Source organism: Altererythrobacter sp. C41, from assembly GCF_016803135.1.
Classification (GTDB): domain Bacteria; phylum Pseudomonadota; class Alphaproteobacteria; order Sphingomonadales; family Sphingomonadaceae; genus Pelagerythrobacter.
The window spans coordinates 354,345-376,219 of sequence record NZ_JAEVFE010000001.1 but is presented as its reverse complement, the minus strand read 5'-3'; the positions used below and the strand labels follow the sequence as shown (position 1 = coordinate 376,219).

General features: G+C 65.8%; 23 protein-coding genes and 1 tRNA gene. 7 read left to right on the top strand and 17 right to left on the bottom strand.

The window, feature by feature from the left end:
* Nucleotides 1-12 precede the first annotated feature (12 nt).
* Nucleotides 13-618 carry a hypothetical protein gene (locus tag JNO53_RS01740; protein ID WP_203107091.1) on the bottom strand — a complete coding sequence of 202 codons (606 nt, stop codon included), beginning with the start codon at nucleotides 616-618 and terminating at the stop codon, nucleotides 13-15.
* 173 nt (nucleotides 619-791) lie between these two features.
* Between JNO53_RS01740 and eno the strand changes: the two genes are divergently transcribed.
* Nucleotides 792-2,084 carry a phosphopyruvate hydratase gene (gene eno, locus JNO53_RS01735; protein WP_203107090.1) on the top strand — a complete coding sequence of 431 codons (1,293 nt, stop codon included), beginning with the start codon at nucleotides 792-794 and terminating at the stop codon, nucleotides 2,082-2,084.
* A 6-nt stretch (nucleotides 2,085-2,090) separates the two neighbouring features.
* Here eno and JNO53_RS01730 read toward each other — a convergent pair whose 3' ends face one another.
* The 4 genes from JNO53_RS01730 to JNO53_RS01715 all read right to left on the bottom strand — a co-directional run bounded on the left by JNO53_RS01730 (nucleotide 2,091) and on the right by JNO53_RS01715 (nucleotide 4,317).
* On the bottom strand, nucleotides 2,091-2,399 hold the full coding sequence (locus JNO53_RS01730; RefSeq protein WP_203107089.1) for a hypothetical protein: 309 nt from the start codon (nucleotides 2,397-2,399) through the stop codon (nucleotides 2,091-2,093).
* Between the two features lie 39 nt (nucleotides 2,400-2,438).
* Nucleotides 2,439-3,368, bottom strand: a complete 930-nt coding sequence (locus JNO53_RS01725; RefSeq protein ID WP_203107088.1) for an aldo/keto reductase — start codon at nucleotides 3,366-3,368, stop codon at nucleotides 2,439-2,441.
* Nucleotides 3,365-3,784, bottom strand: a complete 420-nt coding sequence (gene ribH, locus JNO53_RS01720; protein WP_203107087.1) for a 6,7-dimethyl-8-ribityllumazine synthase — start codon at nucleotides 3,782-3,784, stop codon at nucleotides 3,365-3,367. Before ribH ends, JNO53_RS01725 begins: the two co-directional genes overlap by 4 nt.
* 206 nt (nucleotides 3,785-3,990) lie before the next feature.
* On the bottom strand, nucleotides 3,991-4,317 hold the full coding sequence (locus JNO53_RS01715; protein ID WP_203107086.1) for a YnfA family protein: 327 nt from the start codon (nucleotides 4,315-4,317) through the stop codon (nucleotides 3,991-3,993).
* A gap of 377 nt (nucleotides 4,318-4,694) precedes the next feature.
* Here JNO53_RS01715 and JNO53_RS01710 point away from each other — a divergent pair, with 377 nt between their 5' ends.
* The 3 genes from JNO53_RS01710 (at nucleotide 4,695) to JNO53_RS01700 (ending at nucleotide 7,584) form a co-directional block, all read left to right on the top strand.
* Nucleotides 4,695-6,374: a hypothetical protein gene (locus JNO53_RS01710; RefSeq protein ID WP_203107085.1), complete on the top strand. Its 1,680-nt coding sequence runs from the start codon at nucleotides 4,695-4,697 to the stop codon at nucleotides 6,372-6,374.
* Nucleotides 6,375-6,545: 171 nt separating this feature from the next.
* Entirely contained in the window at nucleotides 6,546-6,842 is a 297-nt protein-coding gene (locus tag JNO53_RS01705; protein ID WP_203107084.1) for a GNAT family N-acetyltransferase, read from the top strand.
* Between the two features lie 190 nt (nucleotides 6,843-7,032).
* Nucleotides 7,033-7,584: an NADPH-dependent FMN reductase gene (locus JNO53_RS01700; RefSeq protein WP_203107083.1), complete on the top strand. Its 552-nt coding sequence runs from the start codon at nucleotides 7,033-7,035 to the stop codon at nucleotides 7,582-7,584.
* Between the two features lie 212 nt (nucleotides 7,585-7,796).
* On the opposite strand, the gene JNO53_RS01695 is transcribed toward JNO53_RS01700, so the two are convergent.
* The 6 genes from JNO53_RS01695 to JNO53_RS01670 all read right to left on the bottom strand — a co-directional run bounded on the left by JNO53_RS01695 (nucleotide 7,797) and on the right by JNO53_RS01670 (nucleotide 13,636).
* Nucleotides 7,797-7,872: transfer RNA gene (locus JNO53_RS01695), tRNA-Lys, on the bottom strand.
* A gap of 96 nt (nucleotides 7,873-7,968) precedes the next feature.
* The gene (rodA, locus tag JNO53_RS01690; RefSeq protein WP_203107082.1) at nucleotides 7,969-9,084 is read right to left on the bottom strand and encodes a rod shape-determining protein RodA; all 1,116 of its coding nucleotides are present in this window, start codon (nucleotides 9,082-9,084) and stop codon (nucleotides 7,969-7,971) included.
* Nucleotides 9,081-11,123, bottom strand: a complete 2,043-nt coding sequence (gene mrdA / locus JNO53_RS01685; protein WP_203107081.1) for a penicillin-binding protein 2 — start codon at nucleotides 11,121-11,123, stop codon at nucleotides 9,081-9,083. The genes rodA and mrdA overlap by 4 nt, the downstream gene beginning before the upstream one ends.
* On the bottom strand, nucleotides 11,123-11,677 hold the full coding sequence (locus tag JNO53_RS01680; RefSeq protein ID WP_203107080.1) for a rod shape-determining protein MreD: 555 nt from the start codon (nucleotides 11,675-11,677) through the stop codon (nucleotides 11,123-11,125). Before JNO53_RS01680 ends, mrdA begins: the two co-directional genes overlap by 1 nt.
* Nucleotides 11,677-12,582, bottom strand: a complete 906-nt coding sequence (gene mreC, locus JNO53_RS01675; protein WP_203107079.1) for a rod shape-determining protein MreC — start codon at nucleotides 12,580-12,582, stop codon at nucleotides 11,677-11,679. The genes JNO53_RS01680 and mreC overlap by 1 nt, the downstream gene beginning before the upstream one ends.
* A 10-nt stretch (nucleotides 12,583-12,592) precedes the next feature.
* The gene (locus JNO53_RS01670; protein WP_274380847.1) at nucleotides 12,593-13,636 is read right to left on the bottom strand and encodes a rod shape-determining protein; all 1,044 of its coding nucleotides are present in this window, start codon (nucleotides 13,634-13,636) and stop codon (nucleotides 12,593-12,595) included.
* A 195-nt stretch (nucleotides 13,637-13,831) separates the two neighbouring features.
* On the opposite strand from JNO53_RS01670, the gene mutL reads away from it, so the two are divergent.
* Both mutL and JNO53_RS01660 read left to right on the top strand, forming a co-directional pair.
* Nucleotides 13,832-15,637 (top strand): DNA mismatch repair endonuclease MutL, encoded by a 1,806-nt coding sequence (mutL, locus tag JNO53_RS01665; RefSeq protein ID WP_203107078.1) that lies wholly within the window; start codon nucleotides 13,832-13,834, stop codon nucleotides 15,635-15,637.
* A 1-nt stretch (nucleotide 15,638) separates the two neighbouring features.
* Nucleotides 15,639-16,157 carry a hypothetical protein gene (locus tag JNO53_RS01660; protein WP_203107077.1) on the top strand — a complete coding sequence of 173 codons (519 nt, stop codon included), beginning with the start codon at nucleotides 15,639-15,641 and terminating at the stop codon, nucleotides 16,155-16,157.
* A 6-nt stretch (nucleotides 16,158-16,163) separates the two neighbouring features.
* On the opposite strand, the gene JNO53_RS01655 is transcribed toward JNO53_RS01660, so the two are convergent.
* Together JNO53_RS01655 and JNO53_RS01650 are read right to left on the bottom strand one after the other, a co-directional pair.
* On the bottom strand, nucleotides 16,164-16,628 hold the full coding sequence (locus JNO53_RS01655) for a MaoC family dehydratase (protein ID WP_203107076.1): 465 nt from the start codon (nucleotides 16,626-16,628) through the stop codon (nucleotides 16,164-16,166).
* A 74-nt stretch (nucleotides 16,629-16,702) separates the two neighbouring features.
* The gene (locus tag JNO53_RS01650) at nucleotides 16,703-17,443 is read right to left on the bottom strand and encodes a glutaredoxin family protein (protein WP_203107075.1); all 741 of its coding nucleotides are present in this window, start codon (nucleotides 17,441-17,443) and stop codon (nucleotides 16,703-16,705) included.
* Between the two features lie 41 nt (nucleotides 17,444-17,484).
* On the opposite strand from JNO53_RS01650, the gene JNO53_RS01645 reads away from it, so the two are divergent.
* Nucleotides 17,485-17,871, top strand: a complete 387-nt coding sequence (locus JNO53_RS01645; protein ID WP_203107074.1) for a MerR family transcriptional regulator — start codon at nucleotides 17,485-17,487, stop codon at nucleotides 17,869-17,871.
* Here the strand turns inward: JNO53_RS01645 and JNO53_RS01640 are convergent.
* From JNO53_RS01640 to pth, 4 genes are all read right to left on the bottom strand, one after another.
* Entirely contained in the window at nucleotides 17,868-18,671 is an 804-nt protein-coding gene (locus JNO53_RS01640; RefSeq protein WP_203107073.1) for a DUF1206 domain-containing protein, read from the bottom strand. The two genes, JNO53_RS01645 and JNO53_RS01640, sit on opposite strands and share 4 nt — an antisense overlap.
* 84 nt (nucleotides 18,672-18,755) lie before the next feature.
* Nucleotides 18,756-20,033: an alkaline phosphatase family protein gene (locus tag JNO53_RS01635; RefSeq protein ID WP_203107072.1), complete on the bottom strand. Its 1,278-nt coding sequence runs from the start codon at nucleotides 20,031-20,033 to the stop codon at nucleotides 18,756-18,758.
* Nucleotides 20,034-20,050: 17 nt separating this feature from the next.
* A complete protein-coding gene (ychF, locus tag JNO53_RS01630; RefSeq protein ID WP_203107071.1) occupies nucleotides 20,051-21,151 on the bottom strand; it encodes a redox-regulated ATPase YchF in 1,101 nt (366 codons plus the stop codon).
* Between the two features lie 72 nt (nucleotides 21,152-21,223).
* Entirely contained in the window at nucleotides 21,224-21,793 is a 570-nt protein-coding gene (gene pth / locus JNO53_RS01625) for an aminoacyl-tRNA hydrolase (RefSeq protein WP_203107070.1), read from the bottom strand.
* Nucleotides 21,794-21,875: the final 82 nt, after the last annotated feature.

Sequence of the window (21,875 nt, the reverse complement as noted above, 5' to 3'; positions counted from 1 at the left end):
CGGGGCGGGGGATCAGTCGCGGCTGCCGCGGAACATCCGCGCCAGCATGAAACCAGCAACCGCAGCGAGACCGACCGCGAGACCGGGGCTCTTGCGGACCATCTCGCGCGCGTCCTCGCTCAGATCGTCGACGCTCTTACTGTCGAGCTTGACCGAGGCTTCCTGCAAGCTCCGCGAGGCGTTGCGCGCATAGTCGCCATACTGCGCGCCGAACTTCTCGTCGATCGCCGCGGCGTTCTCGGAAACCATCCTGCTGAGCGAGGAGAGCGCTTCGCTCGCCTTGGTCTTGCCCTCGGTCGCGAGTTCCCGGCCTTTGCCCTTGGCCTGGCGGCCATAGGTCTTTGCCTCTTCGACCCAGTCTTCCGAGCGGCCCTTGGCCTGATCACGATAGGCGACGGCGCGGTCGGCGGCTTCGGCTTTGAGGGCCGCCGCACCCGCCTTCGCTTCCTCGAGCGCCGAGTTGAAGCGCGACTTCGCCTCCGCGCGGTGATCCGATGTCGAGGCTGCCGTCACTGGCGTGCCGACCGTGGGCGCAGCCTTGGTGGTCGCGGCCGACTTGGTCGCCGGCTTGCGGGTGGTCTTCTTCTTGCTCGTGCTCGGGGTCGTCGCGTCAGCCATATCTCGTTCCTTAGCCCTCACTTGGTTCGTTATCCACCACCGCCGTCGGCGGTTTCACGGTTCTGTGTCGCAACGTAACTTGCGTGGCATTGTTCCGGCGCATAGAGGGCGCCTAGCTCCCGATATGGGAGTGTCATAGCCCTTTACAACACCTCGCAACTCCGGAGCGCAGCATGACCGCCATCATCGACCTTCACGGCCGCGAAATCCTCGACAGCCGCGGCAATCCGACGGTCGAGGTCGACGTGCTCCTCGAAGACGGCAGCTTCGGCCGAGCGGCTGTCCCCTCGGGCGCATCGACCGGCGCGCACGAAGCGGTGGAGCTGCGCGATGGCGACAAGACGCGCTATCTCGGCAAGGGTGTGACCAAGGCGGTGGACGCGGTCAACGGCGACATCTCCGACGCTCTGCTGGGCCTCGATGCCGAGGATCAGCGCGACATCGACCTCGCGATGATCGCACTCGATGGCAGCGCGAACAAGGGGCGGCTTGGCGCGAACGCGATCCTCGGCGTCAGCCTCGCTGTTGCGAAAGCCGCGGCGAACGCGCGCGGACTGCCCCTCTACAGCTACATCGGCGGCGTCTCCGCACATGTCCTGCCGGTGCCGATGATGAACATCATCAACGGCGGCGAGCACGCCGACAACCCCATCGATATTCAGGAATTCATGATCATGCCGGTCGGTGCTGAGACGCTTGCCGACGGCGTGCGTTGGGGCGCGGAGGTGTTCCACACGCTCAAGAAAGGGCTGGCAGAGAAGGGGCTTTCCACCGCGGTCGGCGACGAGGGCGGCTTCGCGCCCGATCTTGCGAGCACCCGCGCCGCGCTCGACTTCATCATGCAGTCGATCGAGCGAGCCGGCTTCAAGCCCGGCGCCGATGTCGCGCTCGCGCTCGATTGCGCCTCCACCGAGTTCTTCGCCAGCGGCCGCTACGACCTGGCGGGCGAAGAGCTGTCGCTTACGCCTGACGAAATGGCCGAATACCTGGCCAAGCTCTGTGCCGACTATCCGATCCGCTCGATCGAAGACGGCATGAGCGAAGACGACTTCGAAGGCTGGAAGGCGCTGACCGAGCTGGTCGGCAACAAGGTCCAGTTGGTTGGCGATGACTTGTTCGTGACCAACCCGGAACGCCTGCGCATGGGGATCGGCAAAGGGCTCGCCAATTCGTTGCTGGTCAAGGTCAACCAGATCGGCACGCTGACCGAAACGCTGGAGGCGGTCGATATCGCCAACCGCGCCGGCTACACCGCCGTGATGAGCCACCGTTCGGGCGAGACCGAGGACGCGACGATCGCGGATCTCGCGGTCGCGACCAACTGCGGGCAGATCAAGACCGGCTCGCTGGCACGGTCGGACCGGCTTGCGAAGTACAACCAGCTCATCCGCATCGAGGAAGAACTGGGCGACAGTGCGCTCTACGCGGGCGAGGGCTGCTTCGGGAAGCTGGCAACGGGCGACTGACGGGGATCAGGCTTTCTCGGCTTCGAGCTCCCGCTCGGCTTCCTCTTCCAGTTCCTCCAGCTTCTCGATCTTCTTCCGGTTCTTCGGGTTGAGGAGATACTGCCACACGCCCCAGGCGTTGATCAGCAGGAGGATCGCGTTCATGGCCGCGATCGGCAGGGCGTCGCTGGTGAGGCCGGAGACGATCCATGTCACCGCGACCGCGCAGAACAATACAAACCCCCAGCCGGTAGCCCGGCGCCCCAGGTCGGCGGCAATCAGACCGGCGGCGATCATCGTGCCGACCGCGGCGATCCATTCGAGCGAACCGTTCATCGCTTGCCGAGCGCTCGGCGCGGGAGAAGGTTCCTGAGCTTAGCCGGGGAGGGCTGCCGACAGCCGGGCGACCTGATCGTCGCTCAGCTCCACGCGAGTGAACTCAAGCAGATCGGTTAGCTGCTCGACGGTGCGCGCGCTCGCGATCGGCGCGGGAATGCCCGATTGGCGCACCAGCCATGCGAGCGCGATCGCGGGCAGGCTTGCACCGGTTTCGGCGGCGACTTCGTCCATGGCGGACAGGACGGGCGCGCCCTTTTCGGCGTAGGCCCGGGCGCTGCCCGACCGCGCACCTCGTTCGAAATCCTCCGGAGTGCGGTACTTGCCGGTCAGATAGCCGGAGGCGAGGCCATAGAACGGCAGCATGGCGATGCCGCGCGCCGTACACAGGGCTTGCAGGTCGCCGCCGTAGCTGCCGCGGGATACGAGATTGTATTCGTTCTGCAGCACGGTGAACGGCGTCCGTCCCGCCGCATCGGCGGCTTCCAGCGCGGCGGCAAGGCGCACTGCATCGAAGTTGGAGGCGCCGATCTCGCGGACCTTGCCGCTCGCCACCGCGCCATCGAATGCCTCGACGATGTCCCCGGCGGGCAATTCGGGATAATCCTTATGGGCGTAGTAGAGATCGAGATAGTCGGTCCGCAGCCGCTCCAACGAGGCGTCGAGCGAGTGCAGGACCCGCGCAGGCTCGTAAAGCTCCTTACCGCCCATCATCCCCGTTTTGGTGTGGATCAGCATCTCGCCGCGCACGCCGCGCGTCTCGAGCCATTCGCCGATCACCCGTTCCGATTCCCCGCCCTGGTGGCCTTCGACCCAGGCAGAGTAGACGTCGGCGGTGTCGATCATCCGCCCGCCCGCTTCGTGGAAGGCGTCGAGAACCGCAAAGCTCTCGTCGCGCGTGGCGGTCCAGCCGAAGACGTTCCCGCCCAGCACGAGCGGAATGCCGCCGATGGCAGGATGCGCGCTCATGCGAACTTCTCCTGAAGCGCGAGCAGCGCAAGTGCGGCCTTGGCCGCTTCGCCGCCTTTGTCCTTCTGCGCCTTGTCCGCTCGGACGAGCGCCTGCTGCTCGTCCTCGACCGTCAGAATGCCGTTGCCGATGGCGATGCCGTCCATCGTCAGCGCCATGATCCCGCGTGCGCTTTCGCCCGCGACGATCTCGAAGTGATAGGTTTCGCCGCGAATGACCACACCGATCGCCACGAAGCCTTCATAGCGTCCGCTTTCCGCCGCAAGCGCGATCGCGCCAGGAATTTCCAGCGCACCCGGAACGGTCAGCAGATCCGCCTCGTGACCGGCTGCTTCGAGAGCGCTACGTGCGCCGTCGATCAGCATGTCGTTGAGGTGGTCGTAGAACCGGGCTTCGACGATCAGGAAGCGCGCCATGTCTTTCTCCGCGGCAATGAACCACCGCGGCGTAGCTACGCGATCGCTACAGGGGAAGGGGGCTGCAAAAGAAAGCCCCACCCGAAGGCGGGGCTTGGAGGTGAGAGCCGTGCTAACACGAGCCCTTCGGGTCGCCGGTCGCTTCTGCCGGATCGCGAACGACGAACCTAGCCCAAGAAATGTTGGGGCGCGTGGCGAAGCCGCCCTCAACTGGCCACCGAAGGCTGAAACATGATGATAGCCATGCCCGCGAGCGCAACGAGCACGCCGGCGACGTCCCACACCGTCGGGCGGACACCATCGACCACCCAGAGCCACGCGATCGCGGCGCCGATGTAGACTCCGCCATAGGCCGCGTAGACACGCCCCGCCGCGGTCTCGTGCATCGTCAGCAACCATGCGAATAACGCAAGCGCGATCGCCGCCGGCACGAGCAACCAGACGGACTTGTCCTCACGCAGCCAGAGATAGGCCATGTAGCAACCGGCGATCTCCGCCAGCGCCGTTGCGGCGTAGAGCAGGAATGTTTTCAACGGCAGTCCCTTTCGGATCAGACCGTACAAGCTCCAGGGTGAGGCAGGAACCGGCGACAGGAGGCACAGGGCATGAATCTAGGCCTGATCAAGAGTCCATAGAATGCAACTCTTCTAACGGTTATCCCGTGAATTCGTGGTTTGTTTCGATACCATAAATCAACGGGTTATAAGGCATTGTCGAATTGGATTGCTCTTGAGCTTCTCCTTCGGTGAGCGTCTCGCACAGAATGAGGAGCGAACTCGTCATCCTGCGAGAGCCAGTTAGCCAGGCAAAATCTTCGATGAACGGAGCTCCCACCTTCGGTTCAGTCGTTAGGTCATAATCCGAAGAATGATTCCCGATTCCGCGTGGTCGACGGGAAAGGAGATAGACTATGACGACGTCGAAACTCCGCAGGATGCTGTTCCTGGGCGCGATGACCGGGCTCACGGTCATGCTTTCCGCCTGCGAGCCCGAGGATAGTAAGAATCAGCTGCAGCACAGTTCACTGTTATCCGACGCGGCATTGGGGCCGGGCTGGTCGATGACCGATCTAGCTGGACTGGAGCCTGGCCTGCTGAGCGGCAACTATTCCGAAATGCCCCAAGCGCTGCCGATGCAGGCGTCCTGGGATGGCGGGTATGATTATGCCCCCGCCTATGATTATGCACCGTACGCGGATGAATATTATGAGCCGCTGGACGAGAGCTACTACACTGAGTCCTCTAGCTCCGACGATTATCTCTGGCTTGCACTGGCGGCCGCGCTGGCGGGCATGCTCGGCGATTCCCCGCCGGATTATGCTTTCGGCTACGACGGCATCCAGCCTTGGGCCTGGGAGACAGGCGACCGCTATGTTCGCTATGCGGAGCCGGTCTATGGCGGCTACCGCTATTACTATTACGAGCCGGACGCCTATCGTCCCTTCCTCGTGCGAGATCCCTATTACAGCTATGGCTACCGCGACGACCGGCTGATGGTCATCTATGACCGTCATGGCCAGATCATCGACGGCGGGCGGGCCAGGCACCAACGCCTGGCGGCGCGCGATTACTATTTGCGCGGCGAACGCCTCTACCGGGCCGGCCACCAACAGAAGCGCTTCGGCGTCCCGGCGCCGCTCTGGGACAGGCATCGCGACAAGGTCGCGCAGGAACGGCGCGAATGGCAAGAAGCGCGCCGCGATCACGACAACTGGCAGCGCTGGGATGTTCGACATCGGCAGCGACTTCATCGCGACTGGGCCGGCGAGGCTCTGCTGAGGCGCAAGGCGGAGCGCGGCTTTGCCAGCTGGCAGAAGGCCGACTACCGCACGCCCGCACCGAAATTCTACACCGCTGAAAACCGCCGTGCGCAACTACTCAAGGTGGCCGATATCAGGCGCGAGCGAGCGGGCGAGCCTCGCGAGATGCTGCGCCGCGAAGAACGGCTCGCTCTGGTTCGGAGCGCCGAACCCGATCGGTTGGAGCGGCGCGGCAATGGCCCATCCGGGGAGCAATTCCGGAGAGCCAACCTTGCACCCGAGCGGGACAATGGCCGTGCCGATCGAGCGGGGCAGGGGGGGAATCGCCGGGCCGAGCTACGCCGCGAGGTCGATCGCCCGCAGCGCTCGGAGCGTGCCGCCGAGCGCCATCAGGAACGCGCGACGCCGCGTCAGGATCTTCAGCGACAGGCCGCACCCCCTCGTCAGAACGCCGAACGGCAGCAGCGCGCTTCGGTCCAGAAGGACTGGGCGGGTGAGCGCGGGACCCAGGCGCGGCAAGTGGAGCGACGCCGCAACGAGCAGCAGACGCAGCGTGCTGGTCGTGAACGCCAGGCAGCTGTGAACGCAGAGGCTCGCCGGGAGAGGATGCAGCAGCAACGGCAGGAAGTCCGCCGCCAGCAACAGGTGAGGCAGGAAGCTGCCCGGCAGACGCAACAGCGCCGACACGTCGATCGCCAACGAGATCAGCAGCGAGCACAGCGTCAGGTGGTCCGCCAAGCCGATGCGCGCTCGCAGCAGCAAGTCCGGACCCAGGCACCGCGCGCCAGACAGGATGCGCGGCGGGAGCGCAGCCGCGGTAACCATAGATAGTTAGAGCTGAGCCCCGTTCGCCGCCAGAAGGCGATGGCAGCTACCAAGGTGACGGCTGACAGGAAGTTGGCTCGCTCCAATATGGTGGAATAACATCCGGCGCGACGTGCGAGTCAGGTCCAGCAGGTCGCAGGGAACCGAAAGGCACGCCGCCGCACCAGGAGAAGAGATATGCCTGACCGCACTTCTACCGACGTCATCGACAACCCAGGCGAGCACCGCTTCGAACTCGCGCTCGATGGCGAAGATATCGCCGCTGCCTATTATCGCCGCGACGAGAACGGCTATCTCGTCCTCACCCATACCGAAGTGCCGAGCGAATACGGCGGCCGGGGGCTTGGCTCGACTCTCGCTCTCGGCGTGTTCGACATGGCCCGCGAGCGGGGTGACAAGCTCGTCCTCAAATGTCCGTTCATGGCGGCATGGTTTGCCAAGCATCCCGACTATGCGGACGTGGTTGTGGGCTGACAGAACGGGCAGGAGGCGCGAACGACAACGGGGATCCAGCTTGCAGAAGAGCCGCAGAAGGGGCTTCGTTGCTGCGTATCGCTGAGGAAATGAGCGGTCTTTTCGGCTAGTGGGTGGCCTGAAGTCCCGGCTCCCCACGTAGCCGACCGGGCCAACTCGCGAAAGCCACCTAGCAGGATTGGAACGACAGATGGTTCAGATACTCGGTCTCTCGGGCAGTCTTCGGGAAGGTTCGTTCAACTCCGCGCTGCTGCGAGCCGCCGCGGACCTGATGCCGGAGGGCGCGACGCTCGAGATCGGCACGATCGAGGGCATCCCGCTCTATCATGGTGATCTCGAGGCTGAGCATGGACTTCCCGAGCCGGTGGTCGTTCTCAAGGAGCAAATCGCACGCGCGGACGGCCTGCTGCTGGCAACGCCCGAGTATAACAACGGAATTCCCGGTGTCTTCAAGAACGCGATCGATTGGACGACGCGGCCGGCCTCGGACATCGAGCGGGTGTTCGGCGGCAAGAAAGCGGCGCTGATGGGCGCTTCGCCTGGAGCGTTCGGGACGATCCTTTCACAGAACGCATGGTTACCCGTGCTGCGAACCCTCGGCGTAAACTTGTGGTCCAGCGGGCGAATGCTGGTCCCGCGGGCCAGCACAGCGTTCGATGATGCGGGTAAGCTCACCGACCCGAAATCGAGGGAGCGGCTCGGGGCGTTCCTCGAGGGTTTCGTTGCCTACGCGAGGGGATGAACTTGAGGAGACGTCCGGGCACTTCGCCGGGATGCGGGGGGAAGCGGCCCGAGAAGCGAGCAACTCGGGCGTCGATTGCGGCGATGTGCGATCTTCCAGCGGTTCCGCACTGGTTTTCTCGACAGCGTCTCGTGCGCTCGTTCTGCGGTTCCGTCGATCCCGTACGATTGTCGGAATGACGCCGCGCGATTTCCGCTAAGTCATTGAAAAGGTGGTGGACGCACTAGGGCTCGAACCTAGGACCCGCTGATTAAGAGTCAGCTGCTCTACCAACTGAGCTATGCGTCCACATCCCGTCGGACTGTCGGGCCGGCTGCTGCCGTCCGACTCGGGAGGCGCTGCATATAGCGATCTCCGCGCGCATGAAAAGGGGCGATTTTCGCTCTAACTCAATCGGCTGCGCGGGGCGCGGTTGTTCCAGCGGTTCACCATCATCAACGTGCCGATGCAGATCATGTTGGTCATCATCGACGAGCCGCCGTGGCTCATGAAGGGCAGGGGGATGCCCACGACCGGGGCGAGCCCCATCACCATCATCAGGTTGATCGCGACATAGAAGAACATCGTCGCCACCATGCCCGAGGCGAGCAACGTGCCGAAGCGGTCGTGCGATTTGCGCGCAACGCTCAGGCCCCAGCGCATGATGAGGCCGTAGATCAGGATCACGGCGAATCCGCCCAGGAGACCCCATTCTTCTGCCATGGTGGCGAAGACGAAGTCGGTGTGCGGCTCGGGGAGATAGTTGAGGTGGCTCTGCGAGCCTTCATTGAATCCCTTGCCGAACAGTCCGCCCGATCCGATCGCGATCTTCGACTGCGTGATGTGGTAGCCCGCGCCGAGAGGATCGCTCTCCGGATCGAGGAACGTCGTCACGCGGCGTTGCTGGTAGTCGTGAAGGCCGAAGAAATAGGCGAGCGGGGCGATCACCACGGCCGCGGCGCCTGCCGTGAGGAACCAGCGGAGCGGCAGGCCGGCGAGGAACATCACCGTGGCGCCGCCGAAGCCGATGGCCAGGGCGGTGCCGAGATCGGGCTGCAGCAGGACGAGGCCCATCGGCATCGCGATCAATCCCGCCGCGGGCACCAGCGCGCGCCACGAAGTGATCATGCCCGGGGGAAGCTCGCTGTAGAACTTCGCGAGGACGAGAACGATCGCCGGCTTCATGAACTCCGACGGCTGCAGGTGGATGATGCCGAGGTTGAGCCAGCGCTGACTGCCGCCGCCGACGAAACCCATCGCTTCCACGGCCATCAGAAGGACGAGAATGATGCCATAGACGGGATAAGCCGCGAAACGCACGAACTCGCGTCTGAACAGCGTCATTACCGAGGCCATGACGAGGAAGAGCAGGAAGCGCACGACATGCGAGGTCGCGTAGGGCTCCCAGCTTCCGCCGGCCGCGGAAAACAGCACCATGGCGCCGAAACCGACCAACGCGATCAGCGGGAACAGCATCGACCAGGGCTGGCGAGCGATGGGCGTAGGGATCACGGAGTTCATTCGGCGACATCCGAACGGTTGATGGCTGCGTCGGTCGCCTCGGTGACAGGGATCATCGCGGCGGCGCGCGCTTCCGCGTCGACGCGAGCGAAGATCTCCTCATCACGCCGCGGTGCAGGCGCCACGGCTTCGCCCGCCTGCGCCGCATAGGCGGCATAGCGGGCGGCGAGCCGTTCCTGTGCGTTGCCCCCCCACTGCTTCTCCAGCGCGTGCAGGGCGTCCATTCCCTTGCGCGGGTCGAACAGGAACGTCATCACGTCGCGGGCGATCGGGTAAGCCGAGCTGGACCCGCCGCCGTGTTCGATCACGACTGCCCCGGCATAGCGTGGATTGTCGTAGGGCGCGAAGAAGATGAACAGCCCGTGGTCGCGATATTTCCATGGGCCGGAGGTGCCATCGGACACCGACAGCGACACCACCTGCGCGGTGCCGGTCTTGCCCGCCATCAGCACATCTTCAATCGGCAGCCGCGCGCGGCCGGCGGTGCCGGGCCCGTTGATCACGTCGCTCATCGCCTGACGCACGAGGGCGACGTGCTCGGGGGCGAAGTCGGCGGGGGGGAACTCGCCGTCGGATTCGCCGAACAGCAGATGCGGTTCGACATGGCGCCCGCTCGCCAGGCGCGAGGCCATGACCGCGAGCTGGAGCGGGTTTGCGAGCATGTAACCCTGACCGATCGTGGCATTGACCGTATCGTAGGCCTGCCATTTCGTGCCGTACTTCTCCAGCTTCCACGCCGGATCGGGCACCGTGCCGTAGAACTGGCTGAGGACCGGCAGGTCGAATTCCTGCCCCATGCCGCAGCGGCGGGCCATCGCCGCGATCGGATCCATCCCGATGCGCTGCGCCAAGTGGTAGAAATAGACGTCGCAGCTCTGATAGATGCCCTTCGCCATGTTCACCTGGCCGTGGCCGCGGCGCTGCCAGCAGTGGAACACGCGGTTGCCCACCCGCAAGCCGCCCCCGCAGTACACGGTCTCTTCCGGGTCGACGCCTTCCCGCAGGAGCGCCATCGACACCATCGGCTTCACGGTGGAGCCGGGCGGATAGAGGCCCTTCAGCACCTTGTTGCGCAGCGGCACCCGCTCGTCGTCGCGCAGCATGGCGTATTCGACGCGCCCGATGCCGTCGGAAAAGCTGTTCGGGTCGAAGCTGGGCATCGAGGCCATGCACAGCACGTCGCCCGTGCGGCAGTCCATCACCACGACGGAGCCCGACTCCGGCCCGATGCGGCGCGCCGCATAGTCCTGCAGCGGGCCGTCGATGGTCAGCTTGACCGGCTTGCCCTGAATGTCTTCGCGCGTTTCGAGGTCGCGCACGATGCGGCCGGATGCGGTCACCTCCACGCGGCGCGCACCTGGCACACCGCGAAGCCGCTGCTCGAACTGCTTCTCCAGACCGTCCTTGCCGATCTTGTATCCGGGCGTGATCAGCAGCGGGTTGCGGTCCTTCTCGTACTCTTCGGCGGAAGCGGGACCGACGTAGCCGATCAGGTGTCCGACCGACGGGCCGGTGGGATAATAGCGCGAATAGCCACGCTGCGGGACGACGCCGGGGAGGTTCGGCAGGCGAACGCTCAGCGCCGCGAACTGCTCGTAGGAAAGGCCGCTGGCGACTTCGACCGGTCGGAAGCCGCGCGTCCGGCCGATGCGCTCGCGCAGATCGGCCATCGCCGCCTGATCGAGGTTCAGCACCTCCTGCAGGACCGCCATCTGCTGTTCGGGACGACTCATCCGCTCGGGGATCACGTCGACGCGGAAATCCGCACGGTTGGATGCGAGCGGGGCTCCGCTGCGGTCGACGATCCACCCGCGGCGGGGAGGGATCAGCGACAGGTTGACCCGGTTGCTTTCCGCTTCCGTCGCGTACTTCTCGTTCTCGGCAATCGCGAGATAGCTCATCCGGCCGGCCAGCAGCAGGCCGATGCTTGCGCCGAAGCCGGCCACGACGAAGCTGCGCCGGTCGTAGGTATTCTCGAGCGTGGCGGAGGTGATCTGGACCTGCGATGCTTTGCGGAACAGCGGTTTCCTGCGGAACATCAGCCGAGAATCCGAACGCGCAGCAGCCGGAACCGATCGAGAGTGGAGACCATTCGCGCGATAATGGGATAGAGCATCAGCGACAGCAAGACCTGAGGAACGAGGGCCGCGAACAGGGGCGGACCCAGCGAAGCGCCCGAGAGAGAGGCCGCCGCGACGATGCTGCAGGCGACTATCCCCACCGCGATCAACCAGTCCTGAACGAAGCTGCGCCAGGGAAAGCGCGTTTCGATCGCTTCGATCACGATCATTGCCAGCGACCACAGCATGATGCCGCTGCCGAAGGGCTGACCGCTAAAGAGGTCGCTGAACATGCCGAGCGGGAAACCCGCCCAGACCGGCAGGAGCCCCGGCCTCACGAGCCGCCAGGCGAGGAGCGTCATCAGCCCGACCGGCGGCACGATCGGCGCGGCCGAGGCGATCGGAAACAGCGGGAGAAGGCTGGCGAACAGGATCGTCGCCCACGGCACGGCGTAGGCGAGAAGCGGCGAGTGCGCGCGATTGATCCGCGAACCGTAGGCGTCCCTCCGCGATCTCGGATCGGCCCGTTCCATCAGGTGTCGTCCGCGTCGGCGACGGATTGCTCGACCGGGGTTTCGGCGGCCCTGATCGCCTGCGGTTGCCAGATCTCCTCGATCGCCACGTAGTCGGTCGCCGCAGGATCGCTGATGATCCGCGCGAGCGCGCCGTCTTCGGTCTTTTCGGCGACGATGGCGACCGCAGTACCGGGCCGGTAATACCCGCCGGCGCCGCTGGTCACGAAGATATCGCCCTTCTCGAGCGGATTGATGCCGAGGTTGATCAGGCGGATCCGCAGCATGCTGTCGCCCCGGCCTTCGGCGTAGGCGACGACGTTGCTGTCGGTCAGCCGGACGGGGAGAACGCTCTGGCTGTCGGTCAGCAGGAGCACGCGGGAGCTGTGCCGCCCGACTTCCAGCACCCGGCCGACCACGCCGCGCGGACTGCGCACTGGCATTCCGACCCTGACGCCATCGGCACTACCCGCGCCAAGGTAGGCGAAACGCCGGGCGCTGGCGGAGCTCGATCCGATCAGCCGTGCGACGGCAACTGGCCGCGTGTTCTCCTGCTGCTCGAGGCCGAGCAGCGCCTTGAGCCGCGCGTTCTCGCGCTTGATCGCCTCGGCCTCCGCCAGGCGGATACGCGCGAGTTCGACTTCCTGCTTCAGCTCGGCATTCTGGCTACCCGCGCGCAGATAGCCGCGGATCGCCTCGATCAGATTCTGGCTTTCGGCCCGAACTTCCGCGCTGGCTTCTGCGGCGGGGGCTACTGCGTCCTGCGCGACCGTGCGCGGGCCGTTGAAGCTGGCGGGCCGCCAGAGCGAGAGAGCGAGCAGGATGGCGCCGATCAGCGCGCCGACCCCGGCAATCACGTAGCCGGTAAAAACCCCGTATTGCGCCCTGCGCGAATAGCTCGAGCGCCGTGACGAAGGCGGCGCCATATATCTCCCCTCAAGCGGTCATCAGCACGCCGCGATAGATCGGATCTTCCATCGCCCGGCCGGTGCCGACGGCGACGCAGGACAATGGATCCTCCGCGATGCTGACCGGAAGGCCGGTCTCCTCGCGCAGGTGCTCGTCGAGCCCCTGGATCAGCGCGCCGCCCCCGGTGAGGACGATACCCTGATCGACGATGTCGGCGGCGAGTTCCGGCGCGGTGTTCTCAAGCGCGATACGCACGCCTTCGACGATCGCGCCGATCGGCTCGGCGAGCGCCTCGGCGACATGCGCCTGGTTGATCGTGATTTCCTTGGGCACGCCGTTCACGAGGTCGCGGCCCTTGAGGGTAATGATGTCGCCCACGCCGTCTTCCGGCACGGTGGCGATGCCGTAATCCTTCTTGATCCGTTCCGCCGTCGCTTCACCGATCAGCAGGTTGTGATGGCGGCGAACGTAAGAAACGATTGCCTCGTCCATCTTGTCGCCGCCGGTGCGGACCGAGGTGGTGTAGGCGAGGCCGCGCAGCGAGAGCACCGCGACTTCGGTGGTACCACCGCCGATGTCGACCACCATGCTCCCGACGGGCTCCGTCACCGGCATGTCGGCGCCGATCGCCGCAGCCATCGGCTCGAGGATCAGGTAGACCGCGCTCGCGCCGGCGTTGCTCGCCGCATCGCGGATCGCGCGGCGCTCGACCGAGGTCGAACCCGAGGGAACGCAAATCGTGATTTCGGGATAGCGGAACAGGCTCCGCTTCCCATGCACCTTGCGGATGAAGTGCTTGATCATCTCTTCCGCGATTTCGATGTCCGCAATCACGCCGTCGCGCAGCGGACGGATCGCCTCGATGCTGTCGGGCGTCTTGCCCATCATCATCTTGGCGTCGTCGCCAACCGCCTTGACCCGCTTGATCCCGTTGATCGTCTCGATCGCGACCACCGACGGTTCGTTGAGAACGATGCCCTGGTCCTGAACGTAGACCAGCGTGTTGGCAGTTCCGAGGTCGATCGCGAGGTTGGGTGAGCCGAATTTGAACATATTGGAGAAGAAGCTCATGCGGTTGCGTATTTCCGTATGTGTTTCGGGCCCTTGCCGCAGTGACCTGCGACTGCCGTAACCCGCATCTGACAGGGACCGCGGGTCCTTACCCAAAGCTGCGGAAAAAGGCCAAAAGAAATATGACGAAAGCCGGGGGCAAAATTCACTGCCGGCCTCGAATTCCCGGCGCTTCGCCGCTAGGCCATGGCATCCATGCCCCAGATACGCCGCCTGCCCGAGAATCTGGTCAACCGCATCGCCGCGGGCGAAGTGGTGGAGCGGCCGGCGGCAGCGCTCAAGGAACTCGTCGAAAACGCGATCGATTCCGGCGCTTCGCGGATCGCGGTGAAGATCGCCGATGGCGGCCTCGCGCGGATCGAAGTGACCGACGACGGCTGCGGCATGGCGCCCGACGAGATGGCGCTCGCGCTCGAACGTCATGCAACCTCCAAGCTTCCCGACGATGCGATCGAGCAAGTCGCGACGCTGGGCTTCCGGGGCGAGGCGCTGCCTTCGATCGCCAGCGTCGCACGCCTCACGCTGGAAAGCCGGCCGCACGGTGCCGCGGACGGATGGCGCCGCGTGGTCGACCATGGCGAACTGCGCGAGGACGGCCCGGCCGCTCTGCCGCCCGGCACGCGGGTGCGGGTCGAGAACCTGTTCGGCAAAGTGCCTGCGCGCCGCAAGTTCCTGCGCACCCCCCGCAGCGAGTACGGCGCGTGTCACGAGGTCGTCCGCCGTCTGGCGATGGCGCGGCCGGATATCGCCTTCACGTTCGAGCACGGCGACCGGCGCGTGCTGTCGCTCCAGGCCGGGCAGCCGCTCGGGCAACGGGTGGCGGAGATCGTTGCGCGGGAACTGGCGGACAACGGCGTTGCGATCGATCTCGAGCGCGGAACCCTGCGGTTGACGGGCATCGCTGGTCTGCCGACCTACAACCGCGGCGTCGCCGACCACCAGTACCTCTTCGTCAACGGGCGCCCGGTGAAGGACCGGACGCTGTCCGGCGCGGTGCGCGGGGCCTATGCCGACATGCTCGCGCGCGACCGGCACGCGGTGCTGGCGCTGTTCCTCGAGCTTCCGCCGGAGGAGGTGGACGTGAACGTCCATCCGGCCAAGACCGAGGTGCGTTTCCGCGATGCGCCGGCAGTACGCGGGTTCATCGTCTCGGGTCTGCGCCAGGCGCTCGCGACCGGCGACAAGCGCAGCGCGCAGACGCCCGACGCAGGCGCGATGGCGCGCTGGCAGGCTGAGCCGACGACGACACAAGAAGTACCCAGCGCGCTCGAAACGATCTTCTCGGGCCGCGACTGGTCCCGTCCGCAGAGCAGCGTGCGCGAAACCTCCGATGCCTGGCGCAGCTACGAAAGCCAGGTCATGGCCGCGCCGCAGGGCCGGGCGGAAGAAGCGGCTCCGTTGCCGGAGGAGGCGACCGAGTACCCGCTCGGGATCGCGCGCGGCCAGGTCGCCAACACGTACATCGTGGCAGAGGCTGCCGACGGGCTGGTGATCGTGGACCAGCATGCCGCGCACGAACGGCTCGTGCTCGAACGCCTGCGCGCGGCGGGGGCGGCGGACTCGGTCGCGCGAGCGCAGGCGCTGCTCATTCCGGAGGTGGTCGAGCTCGACGAGCCGGCCTGCGACCGGCTCGAGGACGCGGCGGAGAAGCTCGGTGCGCTGGGCCTCGCGATCGAGCGTTTCGGCCCCGGCGCGATGCTGGTGCGCAGCGTTCCGCATGCGCTCGGCAAGTCCGATCCGCACAAGCTGCTGCAGGACATTGCCGACGATCTAGCGAACCACGGCGAGGCGCTGCTGCTCGGCGAGAAGCTCGACCTGGTGCTCGCGACCATGGCCTGCCACGGCTCGGTTCGTGCGGGCCGCACGCTCTCGGTTTCCGAGATGAATGCGCTGCTGCGCGAGATGGAGCGAACCCCACGCTCGGGGCAGTGCAACCACGGGCGGCCGACCTGGGTCAAACTTCGGATGGAAGACGTCGAGAAGCTGTTCGGGAGACACTGAGATGAGAAAAGCGGTTCTCTTCCTCCCGCTCCTGGTCATGGCCTGCAGCGAGCCAGAACTGTCGCCCGAGCAGCGGGAGGCCGCGGAAGAACGCGCCATCGCCGCGGTCGAGGCGGCGCAGATCATCCCTCCGGAGCCCGTGACGCCGGAGCCGATCCTCTTCGCCGATATCGAACGATACGACCTGTTCGGCGCCGGATGCAGCTTCCTTCCCCGGGGCGAGGCTGCCGAGGCGCCGGACGGAGCGGGCGTGCTTGCGCTCACCAGCGAGAGCGGCGCCTACATCAAGGTCGAGGGCGAGCTCCACCGCCTCGCGCCCGACGCCGGCAGCCCGCAACTGCCGCTCGGAACGCGCGGCAAGTACGATGGCAGGGAGTTCGCCCTGATCCTCGACATCGCGGCCGAAGAAGGCACGCCGAGCGGAACCGAGACGATCGACTTCCCCGCACGCCTGGTGCTGCGCAATGCGCGCGACCAGACTGTCTATGCCGAAACGGGCATAGCGCAGTGCGGCTCGTGAGCCGCCCTAGTCCTCGATCGGCGCCTCGGGGTCGCGCACGCTGATCAGTCCGTTGGAGGTCATTTCCAGCACCGGCGTGTCGTCCTGGTTGAAGACCCGGATGCGCGACTTGAACAGGCCCATGTCGCGCCGGGACTTGCTGCGCCGCTTCTCGATCACTTCCGTTTCGCACCGCAGCGTGTCGCCGGGATAGACGGGTCGCAGCCATTTGAGCTGGTCGACGCCGGGCGAACCCAGCCCCGCCTGCGTCTGCGACTTCATGTTCTCGACCAGCATCGCCATGGTCATCGCACAAGTGTGCCATCCGCTGGCGGAGAGCCGCCCGAAGTGCGTTTTCGCCGCGGCTTCATCGTCGAGGTGGAAGGGCTGGGGATCGTACTTCGAGGCGAAATCGGTCACCTCCTCGCGCGTGACTTCATAGCGGCCGAAGCTCTGCTTCGCGCCGACTTCGATATCCTCGTAGTAGTTCATCTCGTCCCCTCACGCTGAATCGGGCACGGATCGTGTAACGCATCCGGCGGTCAAGGCCATAGAGGGCGAGCGCCTCAGGGCATGAAGATCATCCAGATCGCCATGCCGATCATGAACAGGTTCTCGGTCAGCGAGACGAAGCCCAGGGGCACGTTGCTCGATCCGCCGACGCAGGCGCATTTGATCTCGCGCTTCTGCACGTAGACGGCGTAGAACACGCTCACAGCGCCGATCGTACCGATGAACAGCGCCACGGGGATGGAGAGCCAGTCGAGCGCATGCGCCGCCATCAGCACGCCGGCGCCGGCCTCCAGGAAGGGGTAGGCATAGGCGTAGGGCACGAAGCGCTTGGCAAGCAGGTCGTAGCCGAGGAACATGGTCGAGAACTGCTCGACGTCCTGGAGCTTGAGCATGGCGAGGATCGCCATGGTGAAGGCGACGAACCATTCGGCCGCGCGAATGGTGAAGGGCGAGCCGAACATGAACTGGCTGACGGCCATCCCCAGCGCGGCCGCAATGACGAACACGGCGATCACCGGCGTGTAGCTGGTCGCGCCCTTCTCGGGCAGCGGCTTGCCGAGGAAGGCGCGCAGCTCGGTATAGCCGCCGATGCGCTTGCCATCGATGAACGTCTGCGGGGTGGTCGCGACGTCGTGCTCGCGCTTGAACGCGTCGGTCTCTTCGCGAGTCGTCAGCCAGTGGTCCTCGACCGTGTAGCCGTGGCGTTCGAGCAGCCACTTCGCTTTCACGCCGTAAGGGCAGATGTGTTTGTCCATCACCATGCGATGGAGGCGGGCGGTCTTGTTTCCAGTCATGAAAGCATCCATAACCTCCGTACTACGGTACGGAGTCAAGCATGAAAGCGATGCGCATCTCTGATCTCGCAAAGGCCGGCAAAGTCGGAGTGGAGACCGTGCGCTTCTATCAGCGCAAGGGACTGCTGCAGGTTCCGCGCGGCGATGCGCCCGGTGGGCGGCACTACGGCCCCGACGACCTGCGCCGCCTGCGCTACGTCAAGCAGGCGCAGACGGCGGGGTTCACGCTGGCGGAGATTGCCGAGCTGATCGACCTCGACCGCACCGACGACCGGCCGCGCGCCCGCGACATGGCCCGTGAGCGAATCGCGGCGCTGGACGAGCAGATCGCGCAGCTCACTGCCGCGCGCGCTTCGCTTGCGAAGCTCGCCTCCGACTGCGCAAGGGGCGGAGAGGGACCCTGTCCGATCCTCGCGGCGTTCGCCTAGGTGCGAAAGCTCGGCCGCAGTCCGCGCGGGCCGAGATCCGGGATGATCCGGTAGCGCGCCAGCACGAGACTGAAGGCGCCGAACAGCATCAGACCCACGGCGACCAGCGTGTAGAGCGCGCCCATGTCTCGCAGCGAAAGTATCGCTTCGCCAAGGCCCTTGATCTGGCTTTCCTGCGCGAACCACGCACCCTGAACCATCGACCACCCGATGATGGCGAAGACGATCGCCCGCGCCGCATGTCCGATCCGGCCCACGGTTCGCACGCCTGCGGGGGCGGCGCCGCTGATCCAGCGCATGAAATCGCAGGTCCAGGCTTTCTTCGCCTGCATGGCACCGGCCACGAGAAAGCCCAGCCCGACAAGACCGATCAGCACCGAGCCGAGCTCCATCGACAGCACGGAACCGGCCATTTCCTCCCCGCTCGCGCCGCCGCCGGAGCTCTGCTGTTCGCCCGTGGCGAACTGATAGCAGGCATAGGCGAGAAAGGTGTGCGCCACGCCGCTCGCCGCATCGCCGACACGGTGCAGAGCGCCCGTCGTGTCGCTGCCGCGATGCTGGATGTCGGCGATCGCGGAGAGGAACTTGAATGCGGCATAGCCCAGCAGGCCGATCGCCATGACCCACAGGAGCGGGGTGCCCAGCGGAACCTCCTGGATATAGTCGAACACGGCCGACTGGCCGTTCTTTGCCTCGCCCGCGGTGCCGAGCGCGATATAGCCGAGCAGAAGATAGACCACCCCTCGCGCCGCGAAGCCAAGGCGGACGAGCCAGCGGAACTTCTCGGATTTGTCGATCATCACTCTCCCCTTGAAATTCCTAGCGGAACGGGCGGGGAGGGAATTGGTGCCCGGCGCGGGCAGCCGGGCTCGGGGTGAGGCTGACTAACGCAGCGCCCCGCGCACCGGCTCGAGAGAGCCGTCGGTCTCAGTCGCCTGCGACAGCCCGATCAGCTCGCGGATCAGCGGCGTTATCGCGGTGTTGCGGAAGGGCGGCAGGGTCGCACCGCTGCGGAAGGCCGGGCCGTGAGCGACGAACAGCGCGGCCATCTCAGGTGCTGCAGGATCGTAACCGTGGCTGCCGCCGGTCCATGCCTCCTCGGGCTGCGTGAGGGCGATCGTCCAGCCCGTCTCCGGCAAGCAGAAATACGGCGGAATGCGGCGGTGCGTGCCGTAAGCGAAGCGTTCCGGGATCTCGCCCTTGCGCCAGCACTCCATATGCTCGTGCTTTCGCAGAAGCGCCTTCTCCAGCGCAGCCGTGTTGCCTTCGGTCGGCTCGAACGTGGCATAGGCGCCGCTCTCGACAAGTCGATAGAGCGAGGCGTCGAGCAGTTCGTCGAGCGCGATCACGCGCTCCGAACTCGTTGCCGCCATGCCGTGGTCGGAGACGATCATCAGATTGGCCGGTTGACCGAGATCGCTCAGGCCGCCGACCAGCCTCGCGATATCGCCGTCGATGCCGCGCAGCGCCTCGTTCAGCTCCGCGCTGTCGGGGCCGCCGCCATGACCGGCGGTGTCGATCGTATCGAAATAGAGGGTGACGAACTCGGGGCGGATCTCGGCAGGGCGGCGCAGCCAGTCGAGCACGGTGTTGACGCGCTGGACGTTCGTCACCTGCATGCTGAACTGCTGCCAGTCCTGCGGCACGGTTCCGTCGGAGACCGGTCCCCAACCTCCTTCGGGCATGGTGCCGCCCCAGGCGACCGACGAACCGGGCCAGAACATTGCCGCGCTGCGAATGCCGGCTTCCTCGGCGGCGACCCAGACCGGCTTCGCTTCGTTCCACCACCAGGGGTCGAGTGTGGCCATGGTGAACACTTCGCCCGGCCGGGCCGGGTCTTCGATCCGGTTGGCCACGATACCGTGATGGTCGGGGACCATACCGGTCACCAGCGTCCAGTGGTTGGGGAAGGTCTTGCTGGGAAAGGACGGCTGCATCGGCGCGCGCACGCCTTCGGCAGCGAGCGCGGACAGCGTCGGCGTCAATCCGCGGTCGAGATAATCGGCGCGAAAGCCGTCGATCGATACGAGGATCGTAACGGGTGGGCGCTGTTCGGCCTGTACGACCGTGGCTGCGGTGGGAGCAGTGCTTTGGGAAACCGATGCGCAGGCGGCGAGCAGCGCCGCCGCCGTCAGGGTGAGGGCACTCGCAAGCCTGCGCATCTCGTCGCTCCGCGTGTTCAGACGTTGAACTTGAACAGCAGGACGTCGCCGTCCTGGACGAGGTACTCCTTGCCTTCCTGCCGCAGCTTTCCGGCCTCGCGCGCACCCGTCTCGCCGCCGAGCGCGACGTAGTCGTCGAAGGCAATTGTTTCAGCACGAATAAAGCCGCGCTCGAAATCGGAATGAATCTCGCCGGCGGCCTGCGGCGCCTTGGCGCCGGCGGGGAAGGTCCAGGCGCGCGCCTCCTTCGGTCCGGCGGTGAAGAAGGTCTGCAGGCCGAGCAGCGTGTACCCGGCGCGGATCACCCGACTGAGGCCGCTTTCGGTGAGGCCCAGCTCGGTCAAGTATTCGGCGCGCTCTTCCGCTTCCATCGCGACGAGTTCGCTCTCGATCGCGGCGGAGACCACGACGGCTTCGGCGCCCTCGGCCTTGGCCTTCTCGAAGACCTGCGCGCTCAACGCATTGCCCTCGGCCGCGTCTTCCTCGGCGACGTTGCAGACGTAGAGCACCGGCTTGGCGGTGAGGAGCTGCGCCTGTTCGAACAGGCGCGCCTCCTCGTCGTCCTTCGGCTCGGTCAAGCGGGCGGGCTTGCCGTCGCGGAGAAGGTCGAGCGCCTGGCCGAGAACGCTCGCCATCGCCTTCGCTTCCTTGTCGCCGCCTGTCGCCTTCTTGGCCGCGGCGGGGACGCGCTTTTCGAGGCTTTCGAGATCGGCCAGCATCAGCTCGGTCTCGACCACTTCGGCGTCGGCGATGGGATCGACCTTGTTGGCGACGTGCTGGATGTCGTCATCCTCGAAGCAACGCAGGACGTGGACGATCGCGTCGACCTCGCGGATGTTGCCGAGGAACTGGTTGCCGAGCCCTTCGCCCTTGCTCGCGCCCTTCACGAGGCCCGCGATGTCGACGAAGGCGAGCTGGGTCGGGATGATCTTCGCCGACCCGGCGATTGAGGCGATCTTCTCGAGCCGGTCGTCGGGCACGGCGACCTGGCCGACGTTCGGTTCAATCGTGCAGAACGGATAGTTCGCCGCTTGCGCTGCCTGCGTCTCGGTCAGCGCGTTGAACAGGGTGGACTTGCCGACATTGGGCAGCCCGACGATTCCGCAACGGAAACCCATCGATAACTCCGGAAAGAACTGATTTGCCCGGCCCGATAGGCGCGGCGGGGCCGAAAAGCTAGGGAGGAGGGGTCAATCCCTCATCCGCAGTGCCACGTCGCTCATGAAGCGCGCGTCGTCGCTCTTGGCGAGCCATTCCGCCTCGGCGCCGATCGCGGCGAGCATGTCGGTCAGATCGTCCAGTTCGGCTTTTGCGTAGTTGCCGAGGACGTGGCCGGTCACGCGGTCCTTGTGGCCGGGATGGCCGATTCCGATGCGGACTCGGCGGAAATCCGGCCCAAGATGTTTGTCGATGCTCCGGAGACCGTTGTGCCCGGCGAGCCCGCCACCGGTGCGGACCTTGACCTTGAACGGAGCCAGATCGAGCTCGTCGTGGAACACCGTCAGCGCATCGGTGCCGAGCTTGTAGAAGCGCAGCGCCTCGCCGACGCTGCGGCCGCTTTCGTTCATGTAGGTCGCGGGCTTGAGCAGCAGGATCTTGTCGCCGCCGATCCGCCCTTCCTGCACCCAGCCGGAGAACTTCTTCTGCACGGGACCGAAGCCGTGCATCTCCGCGATCACGTCGCAGGCCATGAAGCCCACGTTGTGGCGGTGGAGCGCGTATTGCGGTCCGGGGTTACCGAGGCCTGCCCAAATCTGCATGCGCGCGCTCTAGAGGCGAGGGGCAGGCGCGGCAAGCGACGAGACCACGGCATGCGCGCCGCCACCTCAACCACCCTCTGGC

Bases quoted from the DNA above. Each gene is read 5' to 3' on its own strand.
- JNO53_RS01700 (WP_203107083.1), top strand. From the start codon at position 7,033: ATGGTTCAGATACTCGGTCTCTCGGGCAGTCTTCGGGAAGGTTCGTTC.
- JNO53_RS01740 (WP_203107091.1), bottom strand. From the start codon at position 618: ATGGCTGACGCGACGACCCCGAGCACGAGCAAGAAGAAGACCACCCGC.
- pth (WP_203107070.1), bottom strand. From the start codon at position 21,793: ATGCAGATTTGGGCAGGCCTCGGTAACCCCGGACCGCAATACGCGCTC.
- JNO53_RS01640 (WP_203107073.1), bottom strand. From the start codon at position 18,671: ATGATCGACAAATCCGAGAAGTTCCGCTGGCTCGTCCGCCTTGGCTTC.
- JNO53_RS01645 (WP_203107074.1), top strand. From the start codon at position 17,485: ATGAAAGCGATGCGCATCTCTGATCTCGCAAAGGCCGGCAAAGTCGGA.
- JNO53_RS01710 (WP_203107085.1), top strand. From the start codon at position 4,695: ATGACGACGTCGAAACTCCGCAGGATGCTGTTCCTGGGCGCGATGACC.
- JNO53_RS01650 (WP_203107075.1), bottom strand. From the start codon at position 17,443: ATGACTGGAAACAAGACCGCCCGCCTCCATCGCATGGTGATGGACAAA.
- JNO53_RS01680 (WP_203107080.1), bottom strand. From the start codon at position 11,677: ATGGAACGGGCCGATCCGAGATCGCGGAGGGACGCCTACGGTTCGCGG.
- JNO53_RS01670 (WP_274380847.1), bottom strand. From the start codon at position 13,636: ATGAGCTTCTTCTCCAATATGTTCAAATTCGGCTCACCCAACCTCGCG.
- JNO53_RS01725 (WP_203107088.1), bottom strand. From the start codon at position 3,368: ATGAGCGCGCATCCTGCCATCGGCGGCATTCCGCTCGTGCTGGGCGGG.
- ychF (WP_203107071.1), bottom strand. From the start codon at position 21,151: ATGGGTTTCCGTTGCGGAATCGTCGGGCTGCCCAATGTCGGCAAGTCC.
- mrdA (WP_203107081.1), bottom strand. From the start codon at position 11,123: ATGTTCCGCAGGAAACCGCTGTTCCGCAAAGCATCGCAGGTCCAGATC.
- ribH (WP_203107087.1), bottom strand. From the start codon at position 3,784: ATGGCGCGCTTCCTGATCGTCGAAGCCCGGTTCTACGACCACCTCAAC.
- JNO53_RS01660 (WP_203107077.1), top strand. From the start codon at position 15,639: ATGAGAAAAGCGGTTCTCTTCCTCCCGCTCCTGGTCATGGCCTGCAGC.
- rodA (WP_203107082.1), bottom strand. From the start codon at position 9,084: ATGAACTCCGTGATCCCTACGCCCATCGCTCGCCAGCCCTGGTCGATG.
- JNO53_RS01655 (WP_203107076.1), bottom strand. From the start codon at position 16,628: ATGAACTACTACGAGGATATCGAAGTCGGCGCGAAGCAGAGCTTCGGC.
- JNO53_RS01730 (WP_203107089.1), bottom strand. From the start codon at position 2,399: ATGAACGGTTCGCTCGAATGGATCGCCGCGGTCGGCACGATGATCGCC.
- mreC (WP_203107079.1), bottom strand. From the start codon at position 12,582: ATGGCGCCGCCTTCGTCACGGCGCTCGAGCTATTCGCGCAGGGCGCAA.
- JNO53_RS01705 (WP_203107084.1), top strand. From the start codon at position 6,546: ATGCCTGACCGCACTTCTACCGACGTCATCGACAACCCAGGCGAGCAC.
- mutL (WP_203107078.1), top strand. From the start codon at position 13,832: ATGCCCCAGATACGCCGCCTGCCCGAGAATCTGGTCAACCGCATCGCC.
- JNO53_RS01635 (WP_203107072.1), bottom strand. From the start codon at position 20,033: ATGCGCAGGCTTGCGAGTGCCCTCACCCTGACGGCGGCGGCGCTGCTC.
- eno (WP_203107090.1), top strand. From the start codon at position 792: ATGACCGCCATCATCGACCTTCACGGCCGCGAAATCCTCGACAGCCGC.